General features: G+C 68.6%; 19 protein-coding genes. 4 read left to right on the top strand and 15 right to left on the bottom strand.

Annotated features, from left to right (window positions below; genetic code table 11):
* Positions 1-80: 80 nt before the first annotated feature.
* The 11 genes from CSC64_RS10925 to cutA form a co-directional block, all read right to left on the bottom strand.
* Positions 81-695 (bottom strand): hypothetical protein, encoded by a 615-nt coding sequence (locus CSC64_RS10925; RefSeq protein ID WP_162435352.1) that lies wholly within the window; start codon positions 693-695, stop codon positions 81-83.
* 11 nt (positions 696-706) lie between these two features.
* The gene (locus tag CSC64_RS10920; RefSeq protein WP_162435351.1) at positions 707-1,918 is read right to left on the bottom strand and encodes a S1 family peptidase; all 1,212 of its coding nucleotides are present in this window, start codon (positions 1,916-1,918) and stop codon (positions 707-709) included.
* A 137-nt stretch (positions 1,919-2,055) separates the two neighbouring features.
* Positions 2,056-2,373: a DNA-binding transcriptional regulator Fis gene (gene fis / locus CSC64_RS10915; protein ID WP_238390018.1), complete on the bottom strand. Its 318-nt coding sequence runs from the start codon at positions 2,371-2,373 to the stop codon at positions 2,056-2,058.
* Positions 2,374-2,430: 57 nt separating this feature from the next.
* Positions 2,431-3,297, bottom strand: coding sequence for a DUF3426 domain-containing protein (locus tag CSC64_RS10910; protein WP_238390017.1), 867 nt, complete (start codon positions 3,295-3,297; stop codon positions 2,431-2,433).
* A 64-nt stretch (positions 3,298-3,361) separates the two neighbouring features.
* The gene (gene prmA, locus CSC64_RS10905) at positions 3,362-4,279 is read right to left on the bottom strand and encodes a 50S ribosomal protein L11 methyltransferase (protein ID WP_162435349.1); all 918 of its coding nucleotides are present in this window, start codon (positions 4,277-4,279) and stop codon (positions 3,362-3,364) included.
* A gap of 7 nt (positions 4,280-4,286) precedes the next feature.
* The gene (gene accC, locus CSC64_RS10900) at positions 4,287-5,654 is read right to left on the bottom strand and encodes an acetyl-CoA carboxylase biotin carboxylase subunit (RefSeq protein ID WP_162435348.1); all 1,368 of its coding nucleotides are present in this window, start codon (positions 5,652-5,654) and stop codon (positions 4,287-4,289) included.
* 89 nt (positions 5,655-5,743) lie between these two features.
* Positions 5,744-6,229, bottom strand: coding sequence for an acetyl-CoA carboxylase biotin carboxyl carrier protein (gene accB / locus CSC64_RS10895; RefSeq protein ID WP_162435347.1), 486 nt, complete (start codon positions 6,227-6,229; stop codon positions 5,744-5,746).
* 39 nt (positions 6,230-6,268) lie between these two features.
* The gene (aroQ, locus tag CSC64_RS10890; RefSeq protein WP_162435346.1) at positions 6,269-6,709 is read right to left on the bottom strand and encodes a type II 3-dehydroquinate dehydratase; all 441 of its coding nucleotides are present in this window, start codon (positions 6,707-6,709) and stop codon (positions 6,269-6,271) included.
* 278 nt (positions 6,710-6,987) lie between these two features.
* Complete coding sequence (locus CSC64_RS10885) at positions 6,988-7,608, bottom strand: TlpA family protein disulfide reductase (protein WP_162435345.1); 621 nt, start codon at positions 7,606-7,608, stop codon at positions 6,988-6,990.
* Positions 7,605-9,989 (bottom strand): protein-disulfide reductase DsbD family protein, encoded by a 2,385-nt coding sequence (locus CSC64_RS10880; RefSeq protein WP_162435344.1) that lies wholly within the window; start codon positions 9,987-9,989, stop codon positions 7,605-7,607. The genes CSC64_RS10885 and CSC64_RS10880 overlap by 4 nt, the downstream gene beginning before the upstream one ends.
* A 10-nt stretch (positions 9,990-9,999) precedes the next feature.
* Positions 10,000-10,317 (bottom strand): divalent-cation tolerance protein CutA, encoded by a 318-nt coding sequence (gene cutA, locus CSC64_RS10875; protein ID WP_162435343.1) that lies wholly within the window; start codon positions 10,315-10,317, stop codon positions 10,000-10,002.
* A gap of 173 nt (positions 10,318-10,490) precedes the next feature.
* Here cutA and groES point away from each other — a divergent pair, with 173 nt between their 5' ends.
* The 3 genes from groES to CSC64_RS10860 all read left to right on the top strand — a co-directional run bounded on the left by groES (position 10,491) and on the right by CSC64_RS10860 (position 13,582).
* On the top strand, positions 10,491-10,781 hold the full coding sequence (gene groES, locus CSC64_RS10870) for a co-chaperone GroES (RefSeq protein ID WP_162435342.1): 291 nt from the start codon (positions 10,491-10,493) through the stop codon (positions 10,779-10,781).
* Between the two features lie 54 nt (positions 10,782-10,835).
* Complete coding sequence (gene groL, locus CSC64_RS10865; protein ID WP_162435341.1) at positions 10,836-12,473, top strand: chaperonin GroEL; 1,638 nt, start codon at positions 10,836-10,838, stop codon at positions 12,471-12,473.
* Positions 12,474-12,649: 176 nt separating this feature from the next.
* Positions 12,650-13,582: a YihY/virulence factor BrkB family protein gene (locus tag CSC64_RS10860; RefSeq protein ID WP_162435340.1), complete on the top strand. Its 933-nt coding sequence runs from the start codon at positions 12,650-12,652 to the stop codon at positions 13,580-13,582.
* 210 nt (positions 13,583-13,792) lie between these two features.
* Here CSC64_RS10860 and CSC64_RS10855 read toward each other — a convergent pair whose 3' ends face one another.
* Complete coding sequence (locus CSC64_RS10855; protein ID WP_238390016.1) at positions 13,793-14,278, bottom strand: SEL1-like repeat protein; 486 nt, start codon at positions 14,276-14,278, stop codon at positions 13,793-13,795.
* Complete coding sequence (locus CSC64_RS10850) at positions 14,275-15,057, bottom strand: RHS repeat protein (RefSeq protein WP_162435338.1); 783 nt, start codon at positions 15,055-15,057, stop codon at positions 14,275-14,277. The genes CSC64_RS10855 and CSC64_RS10850 overlap by 4 nt, the downstream gene beginning before the upstream one ends.
* Positions 15,058-15,082: 25 nt before the next feature.
* On the opposite strand from CSC64_RS10850, the gene CSC64_RS10845 reads away from it, so the two are divergent.
* Positions 15,083-15,382, top strand: coding sequence for a hypothetical protein (locus CSC64_RS10845; RefSeq protein ID WP_238390015.1), 300 nt, complete (start codon positions 15,083-15,085; stop codon positions 15,380-15,382).
* An 86-nt stretch (positions 15,383-15,468) separates the two neighbouring features.
* Here CSC64_RS10845 and CSC64_RS10840 read toward each other — a convergent pair whose 3' ends face one another.
* Both CSC64_RS10840 and CSC64_RS10835 read right to left on the bottom strand, forming a co-directional pair.
* Positions 15,469-15,846 (bottom strand): DUF4279 domain-containing protein, encoded by a 378-nt coding sequence (locus CSC64_RS10840; RefSeq protein WP_162435336.1) that lies wholly within the window; start codon positions 15,844-15,846, stop codon positions 15,469-15,471.
* A gap of 60 nt (positions 15,847-15,906) precedes the next feature.
* A partial coding sequence (locus tag CSC64_RS10835; protein WP_162435335.1) for an RHS repeat-associated core domain-containing protein occupies positions 15,907-16,606 on the bottom strand: 700 nt, incomplete at its 5' end.

Raw genomic sequence — 16,606 nt, 5'->3', positions numbered from 1 at the left:
TGGACGATTATACGCGGCGTGCCCGGGCTACTTGCCCGGGCACGGCCGCGCATGGCCGTGGCCCGCACCCGATGGACGCCTCAGTCTTGCGTCGGAGCGTCCCCGGCGGGGGGGAAGTAGAACTCGATCTCGTCGCGGACCGCGACCAGGGCCGGGTCCTCTGCCAGCCGGGCCGCCGCGTCGGCGACCGTCGACATCGCCCATTCCAGGCCCGCCTTGCCGAGCTGGCCTTCCTGGCCTTGCCCGGTCACCCACAGGTTCTGCGCGCGGGTCGCGGTGCGCTGGAAGGAATGGGTGGTGATCGACTTGCCGTTGAGCAGCACCTCGTAACGGACCACCAGGCGGTTGTTGCTGACGATCGGGACGATGCCCAGCGTGCCGGCGGACAGCAGGCCGGTCACCAGTCCGGCGGCCTTGCCACCAGCCGTGGTCTCGTAGGTATGCGTCACCACCAGCGACAGCGGACTGCCGGCCAGGTCCTTGTCCAGGCCGGCCAGGGCCGGATGGGCCTTGAGCGTGGGCAGCACCTCGTCCGGCGCCAGCGAACTGTAGAACCACATCGGAGGCAATGCGCCGGCGATGGGCGCAACTGGCGGCGCGGTGTCGGGGAGCGCCTCGGCAGCTGGCGCGGGCGCGTCCGCCAGCGCGGACGCGGGCGCCAGCAGGGCGAGGACGAGCAGGCAATGGCGGATCATCCGGGTGCGCCTCACTGGTAACAGTTGATCTGGACGGTGTTGGCCATCGCGGCCTGCGCACCGGTTTCGCGGTGCGCCTCGGCGGGAGCAAGCGTGTCGAAGGCGATGTTCGCGCGCTGCAGGAAGCGGGCGATGTGGCGCGCATCGAGCGCGAAGTCGGTGTTCTTTGGCATCAGCCCGCGCTCGGCCAGGAGGTCGCTGTCGCGCGTGCCGACGCTGAGGCCGAGCAGTTCGCCGGCATCGGAAACCACGGGGCTGCCATGGTTGCCGGCGCGTGGCGAGGCGGAGAACTGGAACGCGCCCAGCGAACCCCGCGGGCCCTTCTCCGCGCTGATGGTGCCGCGGCCCAGGGTCGGTGCATCACCGGCGTGGCCGCGGGCCGGATGGCCGACCGCCAGCACCGGTTCGCCCAGGTCGAAGCCTGCGTCCCGGCGCAGCGGCAGGCTGGAGGCGTGGGCCACGCCTGAATCGAGCACGGCAACGTCGAGCACGCTGCTTGCGGTGCGCGTCGCCAGCGGCACCGCGTGGTCGTCGACATGCGCTTCCAGCACAACGCATTCGCGGACCAGGTGTTCGGCGGTGAGCAGTTGGCCGCTGCGGTTGATGAAGACGCCGGTGCCGGTGCGTCGTGGCTTCGCGCGGTCGACCAGGCGGGCCAGGTTGATCGATGCGGCCGGCGCGGTGGCCAGCTGCGGCGGGTTGGACGCGAGCCTGCGATGGATCTGCGCCATCGCCTGCTGCACCGCGAGCACGCTGGTCTCGGTGACGATCGCGTCGAGGCTGACCATCCGCGCCGTAGCCGGTTTCACCTTGCCTTCGAGCAGGCGTTCGCCGTTCGCGTCGTAGACCACGTAGCCCAGGGTCAGCTCGATGGGGCGGGACTCGCTCCACTTCGGGTCCATGGCCACCAGCAGGGCGTACTGCCGGTCCTGTGGCTGCGATTGCGTCGCGGCGACCAGGTACAGGTTCGGGAAGTATTTCCTGCCGTCGCCCTCCAGCGCCTGGGCGAAGGCCTTGCCCGGTTCGATCCAGCTGTTCGACGCGGTCGCGTAATGGCGTGCCTTGAGCGTGTCGCCGGCCACGTAGACGGCCATCACCGTCGCATCGGGCTGGATCGCGTCGTTCCTGGCCTTGGCGGCCAGCGCTGGCAAAGCGGCGGACAGGCACGCGCACAGCGCCAGCGCCCGGCCCAGGTACCTGGGCCAATTCCCTGCAGGATGCATCGATTTCCCCCTGTCGCGCCGCGCGGTCGCGTGCGATCGCCCCCGTGCCGCGCGGGAAACCTTGCGAAGGCGGCCGGCACCCCTGCCGGCGCAGCGAGTCTACGCGATGCGGGCCACGTGCGAACGTGGCGGCCGTCTCAGGCCAGCCCGTAGTCCTTCAGCTTCTTGCGCAGGGTGGCGCGGTGGATGCCGAGCAGCGCGGCGGCGCGGCTCTGGTTGCCTTCGCAGTGGTTGAGCACTTCCACGAACAGCGGGATCTCCATCTCGCGCAGCACGATCTCGTAGACGTCGTTGGCGTCCACGCCATCCAGGTCGCGCAGGTAGCGACGTACCGACATGGCGACGTGCTCGCGCAGCGGCGGACGGGAAGTTGCGCGACCGGCGTCGGCGCGGGAAGAGGCATTCTGCTGCACAGGAGTTCCGGAGATTGCTGCGGGCCGCTTGCAAGCGGGCATGGGAGTCTAGCGCGGCCGCCCGGTCGCTGCCATGGACTGGACGTGCGGACTGCGCGTTCAGCGGAACTCGAACGAGAACGCGACCGTGCCCGGCGCCGGCTCCTGCACCAGGAAGGTGACCTGTGCGCTCTGTCCGGGAGACAGGCGCGTGGACGCAGCGGCACCCAGGTATTCGGTCGGCGGGAACACGTGGCTGCCGAGCACGTGCCCGTCGGCGTCGGACAGCGCCAGCTGCAGCGCCGGCCATGCCTGCGGCCAGCGCGCGTCGTTGCGGAAGGTGGCGTCCACGCGCAGCGCGCCAGGTTGTGACGCCGGTCGCACTTTGCGATCGAGCATGGTGAACGCGGCAGGCTCGTGCCACGCCGGCAGGTCGCATTGCAGTGCGCCGCACAGCGATTCGAGCAGCGGTCGCCAGCGCGGATCGGCGGCCAGCCGCGCGCGGTCGGCGAGCAGGGCCTGCAACACCAGCAGCAGCGCCAGCACCGCGACCAGTGGCCAGCTCCATCGCGCCCGGCGGTTGCGGTGGGGGGTGGCGAACGCGGCAGGCGCGTTCGCGTGCGCGGGCAGTGCTGCCGGCGCGGCTTCAGGGTCAATCGCGGCTTCGGAGCCTGCGGTATCGCCACCGGCCGCGGCTGCGGCATCTGCGCGGGTATCGCCGTCCATCGCGGCCCCAGGGTCTGCCGCAGCCCGGTCGTCATCCGTGGCAGGAAGCGCTGCCTCGTCCCCGCTTTCGCCGTCGCCATCCGCCGCGTCGGCGGACGCCGCGTCGACCGTCACTTCGCGAAGACCGCCCTCGCCGTCTTCCGCCACCGGCTCCGCATCCTCCAGCAGCGAACGTGCGCACTGCGGGCAGTGCGCCGGCAGCGGCCGCAGTTGCGGATGGTGGGAAACCAGGAACTGGCAGTGCGGGCAGGGAAAGAACATGCGGCCTATTCAAGCATGCCGGCGCGGTCGCCCGCGATGCCGGGCGTGGCCCGGCGGCGACCGCTCAGCGGCGCACGCCCTCGATCCGCACCCAGTCTTCCTCGGTGGCGACCTGCAAGTGGTCGAACCAGGCCGCGTAGCGCTGCAGCAGTTCGTCCTCCTGCCCGCGCAGGATCCCGGACAGGGCGATGCGCCCGCCCGGGGCCACGCGGGCGGCCAGCACATCGGCCAGCGCGTCCAGCGCGGTGGCCAGGATGTTGGCCACCACCACCGGATAGGTCGCGGCCGGCTCGTCGGCGGGCAGGTACACCGCCAGGCGATCATCGACCGCGTTGCGCTGCGCGTTGTCGGCGGTGGCCAGCAATGCCTGCGGATCGTTGTCCACGCCGACCGCCGCGTCCGCACCGAGCTTGAGCGCGGCCAGCGCCAGGATCCCCGAGCCGCAGCCGAAATCGAGCACGCGCGCGCCGCGCAGCACCCCTTCGCCGGCCAGCGCGTCGAGCCAGCGCAGGCACAGCGCGGTGGTCGGATGGGTGCCCGAGCCGAACGCCAGGCCAGGGTCCAGCCGCACCACCGCCGCACCGGGCACGTCGGCCTCCGCCGGCAGTTCGTGGTTCCAGGGCACGATCCAGGTGCGCTGGCCGAAGCGCATCGGCTGGAACTGGTCCAGCCAGGCGCGCTCCCAGTCCTCGTCCTCGACCTTGCGGAAGCCGGCGCCGGCCCAGTCCAGGCCCGGGTCGAACGCTTCCAGCGCCGCCAGCAGCGCCAGCGCGTCGGTATCGGCGTCGAACAGCGCAGTCAGCACCAGCGACTTCCAGATCGGGGTCTCGCCAACGCCCGGTTCGAGGATGGCGCGCTCGTTGGGGGTGTCGGCGTCGGCGTCGAGCAGGGTCACCGACAGTGCGCCGACATCCTCCAGCGCGCGCTCGTAGCGCGGCTGTTCGGCCTCGGTGCTGCGCAGGCTCAGTTCCAGGTACGGCATCGTCGCATCAGCCCAGCGCGATCGATTTGCTCTTGCGCTCGGCCAGGCGCTTTTCCAGGTAGTGGATGTTCTGGCCGCCGGCCTGGAAGCCCTGGTCGCGCATGATCCGCTGCTGCAGCGGGATGTTGGTCCTGATCCCGTCCACCACCATCTCGCTCAGCGCCACGCGCATGCGCGCGATCGCCGTGGCGCGGTCGGGCGCGTGCACGATGAGTTTTCCGACCATCGAATCGTAGTTCGGCGGCACCCGGTAGCCCTCGTAGATGTGGGTGTCCACGCGCACGCCCGGGCCGCCCGGGGCGTGGAAGTGCTGGATCAGGCCGGGGCTGGGGATGAACGTCTCCGGGTCCTCGGCGTTGATCCGGCATTCGATCGCGTGGCCTTCCAGGACCACGTCCTCCTGCCGGATCGACAGCGTGTGGCCAGCGGCAATGCGCAGCTGCTCGGCGACCAGGTCGATGCCGGTGACCATCTCGGTGACCGGATGCTCGACCTGGATGCGGGTGTTCATCTCGATGAAGTAGAAGCGCCCGTCCTCGTACAGGAACTCGAACGTGCCCGCGCCGCGGTAGCCGATGCGGATGCAGGCCTCCACGCAGACCTTGCCGATCTGCGCACGCTGCTCGGCGCTGATGCCCGGCGCCGGCGCTTCCTCGACCACCTTCTGGTGGCGGCGCTGCATCGAGCAGTCGCGCTCGCCCAGGTGGATGGCGTTGCCCTGGCCGTCGGCCAGCACCTGGATCTCCACGTGGCGCGGATTCTCCAGGAACTTCTCCATGTAGACCTCGCCGTTGCCGAACGCGGCCTTGGCTTCGGTCTTGGTCGTGGTGATGGCGTTGGCCAGCGCGGCTTCGGAATGGACCACGCGCATGCCGCGGCCGCCGCCGCCGCCGGCGGCCTTGATGATCACCGGGTAGCCGATCTCGCGGGCGATCCGGGTGTTGGCGACGATGTCCTCGCCGAGCGGGCCGCCGGAGCCGGGCACGCAGGGCACGCCGGCGGACTTCATCGCCCGGATCGCCTCGACCTTGTCGCCCATCAGGCGGATGGTGTCGGCCCTGGGCCCGATGAAGACGAAGCCGGACTGCTCCACGCGCTCGGCGAAATCGGCGTTCTCGGAGAGGAAGCCGTAGCCGGGATGGATCGCCTGGGCGTCGGTGACTTCCGCGGCAGCGATGATCGAGGCCATGTTGAGGTAGCTGTCGGTGGACGGCGCCGGGCCGATGCAGACCGACTCGTCGGCCATGGCCACGTGCTTGAGGTTGCGGTCCACGGTGGAGTGCACGGCGACGGTGCGGATGCCCATCGCGTGGCAGGCGCGCAGTATCCGCAGCGCGATCTCGCCGCGGTTGGCGATGACGACTTTATCGAGCATGTTCGTTTCCCGGTTCGTTCTTCAGGCCCGCCGGCCTCCAGGCTGGCGGACGTCCGCAGGTGCGCGGCAGGCGCCGCGCGACGCCCTGCTCAGCCGATGACGAACAGCGGCTGGTCGAACTCGATCGGCTGGCCGCTCTCGCACAGGATCGCGACGACGGTGCCGGCGACGTCGGCCTCGATCGGGTTGAACATCTTCATCGCCTCGATGATGCCGAGGGTCTCGCCGGCCTTGACCTGCTGGCCGACGCTGACGAAGGCCGGCTTGTCCGGGGCCGGGGCGGCGTAGTACGTGCCGACCATCGGCGCGCGGACCACGTGGCCCGGGGGCAGCTCGGGACCGCCCTTGGCGCTGCCGCCGGTGGCCGCTTCCACGGGCGAGTTCATCGGCATCGGCGCGGCCGGCGCGGCGGCGGCCGGGCTGCGCACTTCCAGCGCGGCGGCCGGGGCGGCCACGGCCACGCCGGTGGGGATGCGCGACAGGCGCACGCTTTCCTCGCCCTCCTTGATCTCGATTTCGGCGAGGTTGGATTCTTCGAGCAGGTCGATGAGTTTCTTGATCTTGCGCAGGTCCATGGTTGGCCTCGGTGTTGCGGGTGCGGAATGGGAAGGGCGTCAGCCCGGCAGGCGCGCCAGGGCGGCGTCCAGGGCGTAGCGGTAGCTGTCGGCGCCGAAGCCGCAGACCACGCCGACCGCCTTGTCGCTGAAGTAGCTGTGCTGGCGGAAGGGTTCGCGGGCGTGGGGATTGGACAGGTGGATCTCGATGTACGGGATCGCCACCGCGGCCAGCGCGTCGCGGAGGGCGACGGAGGTGTGGGTGAAGGCGGCGGGGTTGATCAGGATGAAGACGGTGCCGTCGCCGCGGGCGGCCTGGATGCGTTCGACCAGGACGTGCTCGGCGTTGGCCTGCAGGAACTCGATCTGGTGGCCGGCGGCGGCGGCCTGCGCGGCCAGGCCGGCGTCGATGTCGGCCAGGGTGGCATGGCCGTAGACCTCCGGCTCGCGACTGCCGAGCAGGTTGAGGTTGGGGCCGTGCAGGACCAGCAGTCGAGCCATTGGAGGCGTGTGGGGCGTGCGGCGGGAAAGGGCGCGAGTCTGCGCGAAGGCGCCGATCGTGTCCAGTTCGGCGAAGTTCACCGCGTTTCAAGCGAATGATTGAAAGTGTGGCCCCTCCCGAAACTGCTAGCCGCAGAGGGCGCGCCCCCTGTAGGAGCCCACTTCAGGGGGCGACCCGCAGGCTTGTCCGCAGCCCGCGTTCGACGCGGCCCCTGCGGATGCGGCGCGTTGAACGCCGCTTTTCCCGACGCCACCGGGTCGCCCCCTGAAGTGGGCTCCTACAGGGGGTCGGCGGGGCCGGATTGCGCCCAGGCTTCGATTTCGCCGGCGGCGAACGGCCCCAGCTTCTGCTTCACCACCCTGCGCTCGGCGTCGACCAGGACGCTGTAGGGCAGCAAGCCACGGGTGTTGCCGAGCTGGACGCTGGCGTCGGCCGGGCCAGGCTGGTCGATCAGGATGGGGTAGGCGACCGGGATGCGGGCGAGGAAGTCGCGGACACCTTCGGGGGTATCCAGGGCCAGGCCGACCACCTGCACGCCGGTGTCGCCCTGGGCCTGGGCGTAGCGCTGCAGTTCGGGCATTTCTTCGACACAGGGGGCGCACCAGCCGGCCCAGACGTTGACCAGCAGTGGGCGGCCGGGGGCCAGGCCGGCGAGGTCGACGGGGTTGCCGTCCAGGCCGGGCAGGACGATCGCCGGCAGCGGGTCGCCGGGCCGGGCGGGGTGCACACCGCCCGGCGTGGCGCTGGCGGCGTGCGGCATCGCCGGGCCGGCGTCGCCGTAGTCGCGCAACTGCAGGCCGCCGCCGCTCCACCAGCCGGCCAGCAGGCCCAGCGCGCCGGCGACGGTGGCCACGGCCAGCAGCGCCAGCAGCGGCTTGCGGGAAGGGCCGGCGCTCATCGGGCCGCGGCGCGCAGCAGCGCGTCCTCGACGATGGCGTCGGTGAGCACCGGCGGCAGCACCGCCGGCGGGGCGCCGGGGCCGTAGACCACGTACAGCGGCACGCCGACGGCGTTGTGTGCTTCGAGGAACTGGCTGATCAGCGGGTCGGTGTTGGTCCAGTCGCCGCGCATGTACACCGCACCGGTGCGTTGCAGCGCGGCGGCGAAGGCGTCGCCGGACAGCACGTTGCGTTCGTTGGCCTTGCAGGTCACGCACCAGTCGGCGGTCATGTTGACGAAGACCACGCGGTCCTCGCCGCGCAGGCGGTCCAGGGTTTCCGGCGAGTACGCCAGCACGCCCTCGGCCTGCGCCGCCGCCGCCGGCGGAGCGATCCGGGCCACGCCCCACACCGGCAGCAGCGCCACCACGCCCAGCGCTACGGCCAGGACCTGGGCGATGCGCGGGCCGCGCCAGCGGCTGCGCTCGAACCACCACAGCGCCAGCGCCAGCAGCGCCGCGCCGGCCAGTACCAGGGCGATCGCGTCCACCCCGCGCTGGCGCCCGAGCACCCACAGCAGCCACACCGCGGTCAGGTACATCGGGAAGGCGAGCAGCTGCTTGAGCGTTTCCATCCAGGCGCCGGGCCGGGGCAGCCGCCGCGCCAGCCCGGGGACGAAACCGATCAGCAGGAACGGCAGCGCCAGTCCCAGGCCGAGCACCACGAACACCAGCATCCCGGCCGCCGCCGGGGCGGCGAAGGCGTAGGCCAGCGCCGGGCCCATGAACGGGGCGATGCAGGGGCTGGCGACCACGCAGGCCAGCACTCCGGTCATGAAGTCGCCGGCCGGCCCGCTGCGTTGCGCGGCCAGGCCGCCACCGATCCCGCCCCCCAGGGTGAACACCCCCGACAGGCTCAGGCCCACGGCGAACATCAGGTAGGCCAGCGCGGCCACGAACCACGGCTGCTGCAGCTGGAAGCCCCAGCCGGCGGCATGCCCGGCCGCGCGCAGCCCGACCACCAGCGCGCCGACCGCGGCGAAGGCGACCAGCACGCCGGCGGTGTACCAGAGCGCATGCCGGCGCGCGTGCCCGCGGCTCTCGCCGCTCTGGGCCAGGCCCAGGGCCTTGAGCGAGAGGATCGGCAGCACGCACGGCATCAGGTTCAGCACCAGGCCGCCGAGCAGGGCCAGCAGCAGGATGCCGGCCAGGCCCGCGGCCGGCGCCTGCGCCTGCGGCGGCGCGGCGGTGCGCAGGGCGTTGCCGGCGGAGGCGTCGGGCGTGGCGGGGGCGACGGGGCCGGCCGCATCGTCGACGCCGGCCCCGGCCGTGGCGGGATCGGTGCCTGCCTCCGTGCCGGCCGGGGCCGCGACGGTCCCGTTCCCGGCCGCGCCTGCATCCGCGCTGGCCGGTGCGCCCGCACCGGCGGGCTCGACCGTGGCCGCGTCTACCTTGCCGGCAGGCAGGTCCACCGGGATGCGCCGGGTCATCGGCGGATAGCCGATGCCTTCGTCCTGGCAGCCCTGGAAGTTCGCCACCACGGTCACGGACGCCGGGTCCGGATGGCTGCGGCGCACCGGCACGATCGCGTCGACCGCGTCGAAGAACACCACCACCTCGCCGAAGTGCTCGTCGCGGTGGCGGGTGCCCTCGGGCCAGCGCGGCGGCTGCGCCTGCAGCCCCGGGTCGCCCTCCAGGCTGAAGCTGCTGCGGTCGCGGTAGATGTAATAGCCCGGTGCCGGGGTCATCCGCACGCGGATGCGGTTGCCGCCATCGGCGATCGCGTCCACGGCGAAGGCCCGCGCTTCCGGCAGCGCCGCCTGGCCGGGCAGCTGTAGCCCGCGCAGCGCGCCGCTGCCGCCGGACGTGCTGGCGCCGGCCACCGGCAGGCCCGGCAGCGTGCCGCCGCCGGCCGCCGCCCCGGCGCCCGCCGCCGGCAGCGCCACTTGCAGCGTCCGCGTCTGCGGCGGGTAGCAGATGCCGATGTCGGCGCAGCCCTGGGACTTCCCTTCCAGCCGGACCGGGCCGGTGGCGGCGCCGGGCTGGAGCGGCAGGGTCGCGACCAGTTCGCCGCGGTAGGTCTCCACCGGGCCGAAGAACTCGTCGACGTGGCGCGTGCCGTCGGGCAGGCGCAGCTCGCCGGCGGCCACGCCCGGGTCGGCCTTCACCGCGGTGCGATGGCGGTAGAGGTAGTAGCCGTCGGCGACCTTCCAGCGCAGTTCGATCGCCTCGCGGGTCGGCGCGCTGGCGCGCAGGACGAAGGCCTGGTCGACCGGCAGCAGGTCGCGCTCGTCCACCGCGGTGGCGGGCATCGCCGCCAGCAGGCCGGCCAGGGCCAGCAACAGGACCGCGGCGGGGCGAAGGCGCAGGGCCGGGAAGGGACGGCGGAGGCGGAAGGTCATCGGTACGGTGTCATCGGCGGGGGGCGTCGGCCCCCCAGTCCGGGTGGGCGGGCAGGCCGGCGGCGGCTTCGACCGCCACGATCTCCGGGAGTTCATACGGGTGCAGGGCCTGGAGCCGCTCCACCAGCGCCGGCACCGTTTCGGCCGGGGTCTTGGCCAGCAGCAGGACCTCGTCGGCCTGCTCCACTTCGCCCTGCCAGCGGTACACCGAGCGCATCGGCGGCAGCACGCTCACGCAGGCGGCCAGCCGCGCCTCGACCAGGGTCGTGGCCAGGTGCTGGGCGGTGGCGGGGTCGGGGCAGCTGCAGAACACGAGGTGGACCGGCATGGGGGAAGTGTAGCGGGCGCCCCTTGAAAGAGGTTCGCCGGTCCCCATCTCCCCTGCATCCCGGAGCGAACCCCCGGGTTTTTTCCGCCCGCGGCGCTGGCAGTCGCAACACGCGAGTGCTAGGCTACCCGCCCTTTTTCCAACCCAGTCAATCACTTGAGAGGGATTGAAACATGAGCAACATCAAGCCGCTGTACGACCGCGTCGTCATCAAGCGCACCGAGGAAGAGAAGGTCTCCGCCGGTGGCATCGTGATCCCGGATTCGGCCACCGAGAAGCCGATCAAGGGCCAGGTCGTGGCCGTGGGCGAGGGCAAGGTCCTCGACAACGGCACCGTGCGCGCGCCGAAGGTCAAGGTCGGCGACCAGGTGCTGTTCGGCAAGTACTCCGGCACCGAGGTCAAGCTCGACGGCACCGAATACCTGGTGGTGAAGGAAGACGACATCTTCGCCGTGCTGGGCTGAGCCCGCCGCTTCGCCAATCCACACCACTAAAAAAATCCAGTTGAGGTAACAGCAATGGCTGCCAAGGAAATCCGTTTCGGTGAAGACGCCCGCGCCCGCATGGTCCGCGGCGTGAACGTGCTCGCCAACGCCGTCAAGGCGACCCTGGGCCCGAAGGGCCGCAACGTCGTGCTCGAGAAGAGCTTCGGCGCCCCGACGATCACCAAGGACGGCGTGTCCGTCGCCAAGGAGATCGAGCTGGCCGACAAGTTCGAGAACATGGGCGCGCAGATGGTCAAGGAAGTCGCTTCCAAGACCTCCGACAACGCCGGCGACGGCACCACCACCGCCACCGTGCTGGCCCAGGCGCTGATCCGCGAAGGTTCCAAGGCGGTCGCCGCCGGCATGAACCCGATGGACCTCAAGCGCGGCATCGACAAGGCCGTCGTGGCCGCCGTGGCCGAGCTGAAGAAGATCAGCAAGCCCACCGCCGACGACAAGGCCATCGCCCAGGTCGGCACCATCTCGGCCAACAGCGACGAGTCGATCGGCAACATCATCGCCGACGCGATGAAGAAGGTCGGCAAGGAAGGCGTGATCACGGTCGAGGAAGGCTCGGGCCTGGAGAACGAGCTGGACGTGGTCGAGGGCATGCAGTTCGACCGCGGCTACCTGTCGCCGTACTTCATCAACAACCAGCAGAGCCAGTCGGCCGACCTGGATGATCCCTTCATCCTGCTGCACGACAAGAAGATCTCCAACGTGCGTGACCTGCTGCCCGTCCTCGAGGGCGTGGCCAAGGCCGGCAAGCCGCTGCTGATCGTGGCCGAGGAAGTCGAGGGCGAAGCCCTGGCGACCCTGGTGGTCAACACCATCCGCGGCATCGTCAAGGTCGTCGCGGTCAAGGCCCCGGGCTTCGGCGACCGTCGCAAGGCGATGCTGGAAGACATGGCCACCCTGACCGGCGGCACCGTGATTTCCGAGGAAGTGGGCCTGCAGCTGGAGAAGGCCACGATCAAGGACCTGGGCCGCGCCAAGAAGGTGCAGGTTTCCAAGGAGAACACCACCATCATCGACGGCGCCGGCGACACCGCCGCCATCGAGTCGCGCATCAAGCAGATCAAGGCGCAGATCGAAGAGACCTCTTCGGACTACGACCGCGAGAAGCTGCAGGAGCGCGTGGCCAAGCTGGCCGGCGGCGTGGCGGTGATCAAGGTCGGCGCTTCGACCGAGATCGAGATGAAGGAAAAGAAGGCGCGCGTCGAAGACGCCCTGCACGCGACCCGTGCGGCCGTCGAGGAAGGCGTGGTCCCGGGCGGTGGCGTGGCCCTGGTCCGTGCGATCAGCGCGATCGGCAACCTCAAGGGTGCCAACGAAGACCAGACCCACGGCATCCAGATCGCCCTGCGCGCGATGGAAGCCCCGCTGCGCGAGATCGTCACCAACGCCGGCGAAGAGCCCTCCGTGATCCTGAACAAGGTCAAGGAAGGCACGGGCAACTTCGGCTACAACGCCGCCAACGGCGAGTTCGGCGACATGGTCGAGTTCGGCATCCTGGATCCGACCAAGGTCACCCGCTCGGCGTTGCAGAACGCGGCCTCGATCGCCGGCCTGATGATCACCACCGAGGCGATGGTCGCCGAGCTGCCGAAGAAGGACGAGCCGGCGATGCCGGGCGGCGGCATGGGTGGCATGGGCGGCATGGATTTCTGATCCGGCCGTACCGGCAACGCATGCAGTACCGGAAGACCCCGCCGCGAGGCGGGGTTTTCTTTTGGTTCGAGGCCGGCTCCGCCGTCCACGTCGGGGTGCCGCCGTCTTTCCTGCCCGTGGCAGAACGTCCAGAATCGGCGCGACCGGTCGGAACGGGGAATGGACGTGGTGGTTGCATGCTTCGCAGGACCGTCGCGGACGACGGCAGCCATGGCGCCGGGGAGCCGCCACGCCACTGCCGCCACCGGGAGTGGGCGTTGATCCGCCTGTGGCACGGCAGCCGCCCGGGCCGGACCCTGGCGCTGTACCTGGAGAGCCGCGGGCCGCTGCTGGCGCGCGGCATGTCGTTCTCGGCGGTGTTCTCGGTGTTCGCGGCCGTCTACGTCTTCTTCGCCGTGTTCGGCGTCGTGTTCGGCTCCTCGCCGGCGCTGCGCGATGCGGTGGTGGCGGGCCTGTCGAACACCATCCCCGGCCTGATCGACACTGGCGCCGGCGGCGCGGTCTACGTGGATGCGCTGTTCGACGTGCAGGTGCTGGGCATCAGCGGCCTGGTCGTGCTGGCGATCCTGACCTTCACCGCCAGCGGCTGGCTGCGCAGCTTCCGCGACGGCGTGCGCACCATCTTCGGCTTGCCGCAGAAGGATCGCGGTTTCCTGCTCATGCGCTTGATCGACGTCGCCCTGGTCTTCGCCCTGGGCGCGCTGATGATCCTGTCGGCCGCGTTCTCGGTGATCGGCACCCACGCGCTGGGCCTGGTCAAGCAGTGGCTGGTGCCGGCCGATGCCCAGGTGCCCGATCCGGCGCTGGTGGCGGCCGGCCTGCTGGTCGCGCTGGTGATCGACGTGCTGGTGTTCTTCATGCTGTTCCGCCTGCAGTCGCGCATCCCGGTCGGCAACCGCGCGCTGCTGCGCGGCGCGCTGCTCGGGGCGGTCGGGTTCGGCGTGCTCAAGTATCTGGGCGCTGAACTGGCCAGCGGTGCGGGCAACAATCCGCTGATGGCCGGCTTCGCGGTGATCCTCGGCCTGATGATCTGGTTCAACCTGGTGATGCAGTGGCTGCTGCTGATCGCCGCCTGGATCGCCACGGGGCCGCGCAGCGACCGGGCCTGAGATGGGCGCAGGTCAGGGCGCCAACAGCGTGGGCAGCTTCGGCTGCTAGATCCAGAAGGGTGACGGAGGCGGTGTTCCCGCCTCGCATCGAAACACTCCGGAAGACGATGGCAGGGAGAGGCGCTCTTTCCCAAGCCCGGATGCGGGAGAGCTACTTGCGGCCCGCTTGACCCGGGGGGCGAAATGGTGACCCCGTTCTCGAACCGTTCTTTATCGCGAGCGCTTAACGCAGCCGTCAAAGTCGATCTTTAGCCGAGCAATAGAGTCATCAATTCCGTACTCCTTAATCTCTTCCGGCGACTTCTCTCGCTTCGCTCGCTCGAACCACCCTAGTGCGGCCTGGCAGTTCTCCTTTCCACCTAGCGCAGACAGGCTGCTTGCGATGTTCTGCATGGCAACGATATCTCCTGTCTCGGCCGCGATGGTCAACCACGGGATCGAGCTCTTCATGTCATTCTCGCCAAGCGAGTAATGCTCCGCCACCCGCATTGCAGCCTTAGCATCCCCCTGTTTCGCAAGCATCATCTGCTTGTTCAACTCTTCTGGCTCAAGATAGAACATCTCGCCTGTCGAAGTCGTAGCCACTTCTGCCTCCTCGGGCCCATGTTCTGACTCTGATGGCCGACTAGTTGGCGGCTGACAGCCCATAAGAAAGAGCACCAACATACTTCCAATAATGGAGTTCATGGCGTTCATTTTCCGCACTTATCGTTATCTGCGCACACTGAGACTGTGCGGCCGATACGGGAACCAGTTTCAGGGGCCATCCGCAATTGCGCCTTTCCGGTTTCCGGATTGTAGGTAACGCTGCGAATGCCACTTGCGATAGGGCCGTTACCGCCCGGTGCGAATACAGCGAACGTTCCCGCGGCTCCTTTGCCATCCCGCTGAGAATCAACTCTCAACGTAACCGGATCGCCAGGCTTGTAAGGTGTGCCTCCCGCCTTGGGAGCGGTAGTGGGAAACATCGAAAACCCTGTTGCAGCCAGGACCAAGCTGTTGTTCTTGTCGGCCAAAGATTGTGCGTAAGCACCACCATCAGCACCGACGTTGCACGCGCCAATAAAGAACGTATGACCTTCTTTTAGGCCGGCTGTCCTAGCAAGAGAAATCGTCTGATCCGGACTCAACTGGGCCCTGTTCGCGCCCTGAATAAAGGTCGAGTTGGCATGGCTCAGTGGGGGCAGGTCAACCTCCCGCAGCCGGTTGCCGTAGTCGAACCCGAACGCCTGCGCCCCCTTGCTGGCCAGGTTGCCCTGCACGTCGTAGGCGAGGCTGTGCACGATGGACCCGCTGCAGCTGCCCGTGCGCACCGTGCTCAGCCGGTTGCTGCTGTAGCAGTAGACCTGGCCGCGCGCCTGCGGGCCGCCCACGTTCACCGTGGTCAGGTTGTCGAGCGCGTCGTAGCCGTAGCCGGCCGTGCCGAACATGCTGGAGGTGGCCTGGGTCAGCCGGTCGCGCGCGTCGTAGCTCATCGCCCGGGCCTGCCGGCCGCCACTGGTGTGGTCGGTGATCCCGGCCACGTTGCCGTTGCCAATAACGGAGGAAGATTCACTTCTTTCCCATCAGGAAGTGAACCTGACCCCGTTCTCCGCGTTCTCCGATGGCAACGAGGTCGAACGGCGCGAGTTCGACGGCGGGGACGCGGCCTATGCCGCAGCGCAGGATGCCGGTAGCGCATGGCTACGGCAGCACGGTGGCAGCAGCGTCGATACGTTCACCGCACGCGCCGCACAGGCCTCGCAGCGCATGGCGTGGGATCACGGCCATCACCACGCCATCAGCCGGCGCGGATTCTGAGTCAACGCCCACCGCAACAACGACAAGGCCCGCTGCGATGCGGGCCTTGTCCGTTCTAAGCGACTAGGAAGTCAACCTAAGTCCCGTCAGCTCTCCAATTCAACCCAAGCATCAACACACACATCGGCATTGAATAGCGACAACCATTTGATGAAGCCGTCTTGCAACACAAAGGCGCGATTGACCTGCGCAACACCAAAATATATCCACACCCTTATTTCGCATCCTTCATCAGACAAGCGGGTAAGTGCCTGCGTTGAATCTGAGAATTTTTCCTGAAGGTACTGGACATGCTCTTCAACAGATGCATGTTCAAGAACATCTCTTGTTGAATAGATACAGGAAAAAGTCCCCCTCCTCTCACCAGCCAACGAAGGGGCGCTCCCAAGCAGATCAACTATTTCCGCCTCTCGATCATGCTTTGCATAAATCGCCAAGCTCGCATAACAAACACTTGAACTCATTTTTCCTCGCCCTTCAGCATCGCCGAAACAATCGAACCGAGAAAACTATTCCCGTATTCCTTACTTTTCCTCTCTCGGAGGCTCAGGTGGCTCAGGTGGCTTCGGAGGCTCCGGCTTTTCTTGCTCTGGCAAGACGGGCTCAATTTCCCCGACGGTCACGGTTGCTCTTGAATTGTGATATTCGCGCATACGAATATCCTCTTCTTCAGAGCCTGCCTCCGGGATATACAACATGATGGCCCAAGTTATCGAGGCCAGATTGAATTTCAGCATAGACGGAAGAGCAAACCCTCGCTGCCTCCTATTGCTGCCACCGCGCCCGCTCTTACCGCCCTTACCCCGCGGCTCCCCTTGAGCCTTCCACTCTCGGTTCAATTCATCCAATTCCGCGCGGGTGTAGTTTTGCGCGCCCCTCCGTCCCTCTAGCTGCTTTTCATCATGAACCCAATCCCGGAAATTCTGGTCGTTATACCCATACCAGTTGTCTTGCGGCGCGCGCCCATCCGGATCAGTGAACTTGTAGGGATTGTTGAAGGCATAGGCGTAGCGATTGAACATCCGAACCGGATCGCTGTAAGCCGTCACCGGATCGACACTGAGGAACACCCCCAACCGCGGATCCATGTACCGCTCCTGCATATACGTCAGCCCGGTACCGGCATCCATCACATGCCCCGTAAACCCCGGCCGGTTGTCGTTGCCCCGGTTCAGCATCAACCCGTACGGCTCGTGCTCGCTGCTCTGGATCGTGGTCTTGCTG

This window comes from Pseudoxanthomonas koreensis, from assembly GCF_010093225.1.
In the GTDB taxonomy this organism is placed as follows: Bacteria; Pseudomonadota; Gammaproteobacteria; order Xanthomonadales; family Xanthomonadaceae; genus Pseudoxanthomonas; species Pseudoxanthomonas koreensis.
This window is presented reverse-complemented; position numbering and strand designations above follow the sequence as displayed.

Coding starts and splice junctions, on each gene's coding strand:
- CSC64_RS10925 (WP_162435352.1), bottom strand. CDS start 695: ATGATCCGCCATTGCCTGCTCGTCCTCGCCCTGCTGGCGCCCGCGTCC.
- CSC64_RS10920 (WP_162435351.1), bottom strand. CDS start 1,918: ATGCATCCTGCAGGGAATTGGCCCAGGTACCTGGGCCGGGCGCTGGCG.
- fis (WP_238390018.1), bottom strand. CDS start 2,373: ATGCCCGCTTGCAAGCGGCCCGCAGCAATCTCCGGAACTCCTGTGCAG.
- CSC64_RS10910 (WP_238390017.1), bottom strand. CDS start 3,297: ATGTTCTTTCCCTGCCCGCACTGCCAGTTCCTGGTTTCCCACCATCCG.
- prmA (WP_162435349.1), bottom strand. CDS start 4,279: ATGCCGTACCTGGAACTGAGCCTGCGCAGCACCGAGGCCGAACAGCCG.
- accC (WP_162435348.1), bottom strand. CDS start 5,654: ATGCTCGATAAAGTCGTCATCGCCAACCGCGGCGAGATCGCGCTGCGG.
- accB (WP_162435347.1), bottom strand. CDS start 6,229: ATGGACCTGCGCAAGATCAAGAAACTCATCGACCTGCTCGAAGAATCC.
- aroQ (WP_162435346.1), bottom strand. CDS start 6,709: ATGGCTCGACTGCTGGTCCTGCACGGCCCCAACCTCAACCTGCTCGGC.
- CSC64_RS10885 (WP_162435345.1), bottom strand. CDS start 7,608: ATGAGCGCCGGCCCTTCCCGCAAGCCGCTGCTGGCGCTGCTGGCCGTG.
- CSC64_RS10880 (WP_162435344.1), bottom strand. CDS start 9,989: ATGACCTTCCGCCTCCGCCGTCCCTTCCCGGCCCTGCGCCTTCGCCCC.
- cutA (WP_162435343.1), bottom strand. CDS start 10,317: ATGCCGGTCCACCTCGTGTTCTGCAGCTGCCCCGACCCCGCCACCGCC.
- groES (WP_162435342.1), top strand. CDS start 10,491: ATGAGCAACATCAAGCCGCTGTACGACCGCGTCGTCATCAAGCGCACC.
- groL (WP_162435341.1), top strand. CDS start 10,836: ATGGCTGCCAAGGAAATCCGTTTCGGTGAAGACGCCCGCGCCCGCATG.
- CSC64_RS10860 (WP_162435340.1), top strand. CDS start 12,650: ATGCTTCGCAGGACCGTCGCGGACGACGGCAGCCATGGCGCCGGGGAG.
- CSC64_RS10855 (WP_238390016.1), bottom strand. CDS start 14,278: ATGAACGCCATGAACTCCATTATTGGAAGTATGTTGGTGCTCTTTCTT.
- CSC64_RS10850 (WP_162435338.1), bottom strand. CDS start 15,057: ATGAGCTACGACGCGCGCGACCGGCTGACCCAGGCCACCTCCAGCATG.
- CSC64_RS10840 (WP_162435336.1), bottom strand. CDS start 15,846: ATGAGTTCAAGTGTTTGTTATGCGAGCTTGGCGATTTATGCAAAGCAT.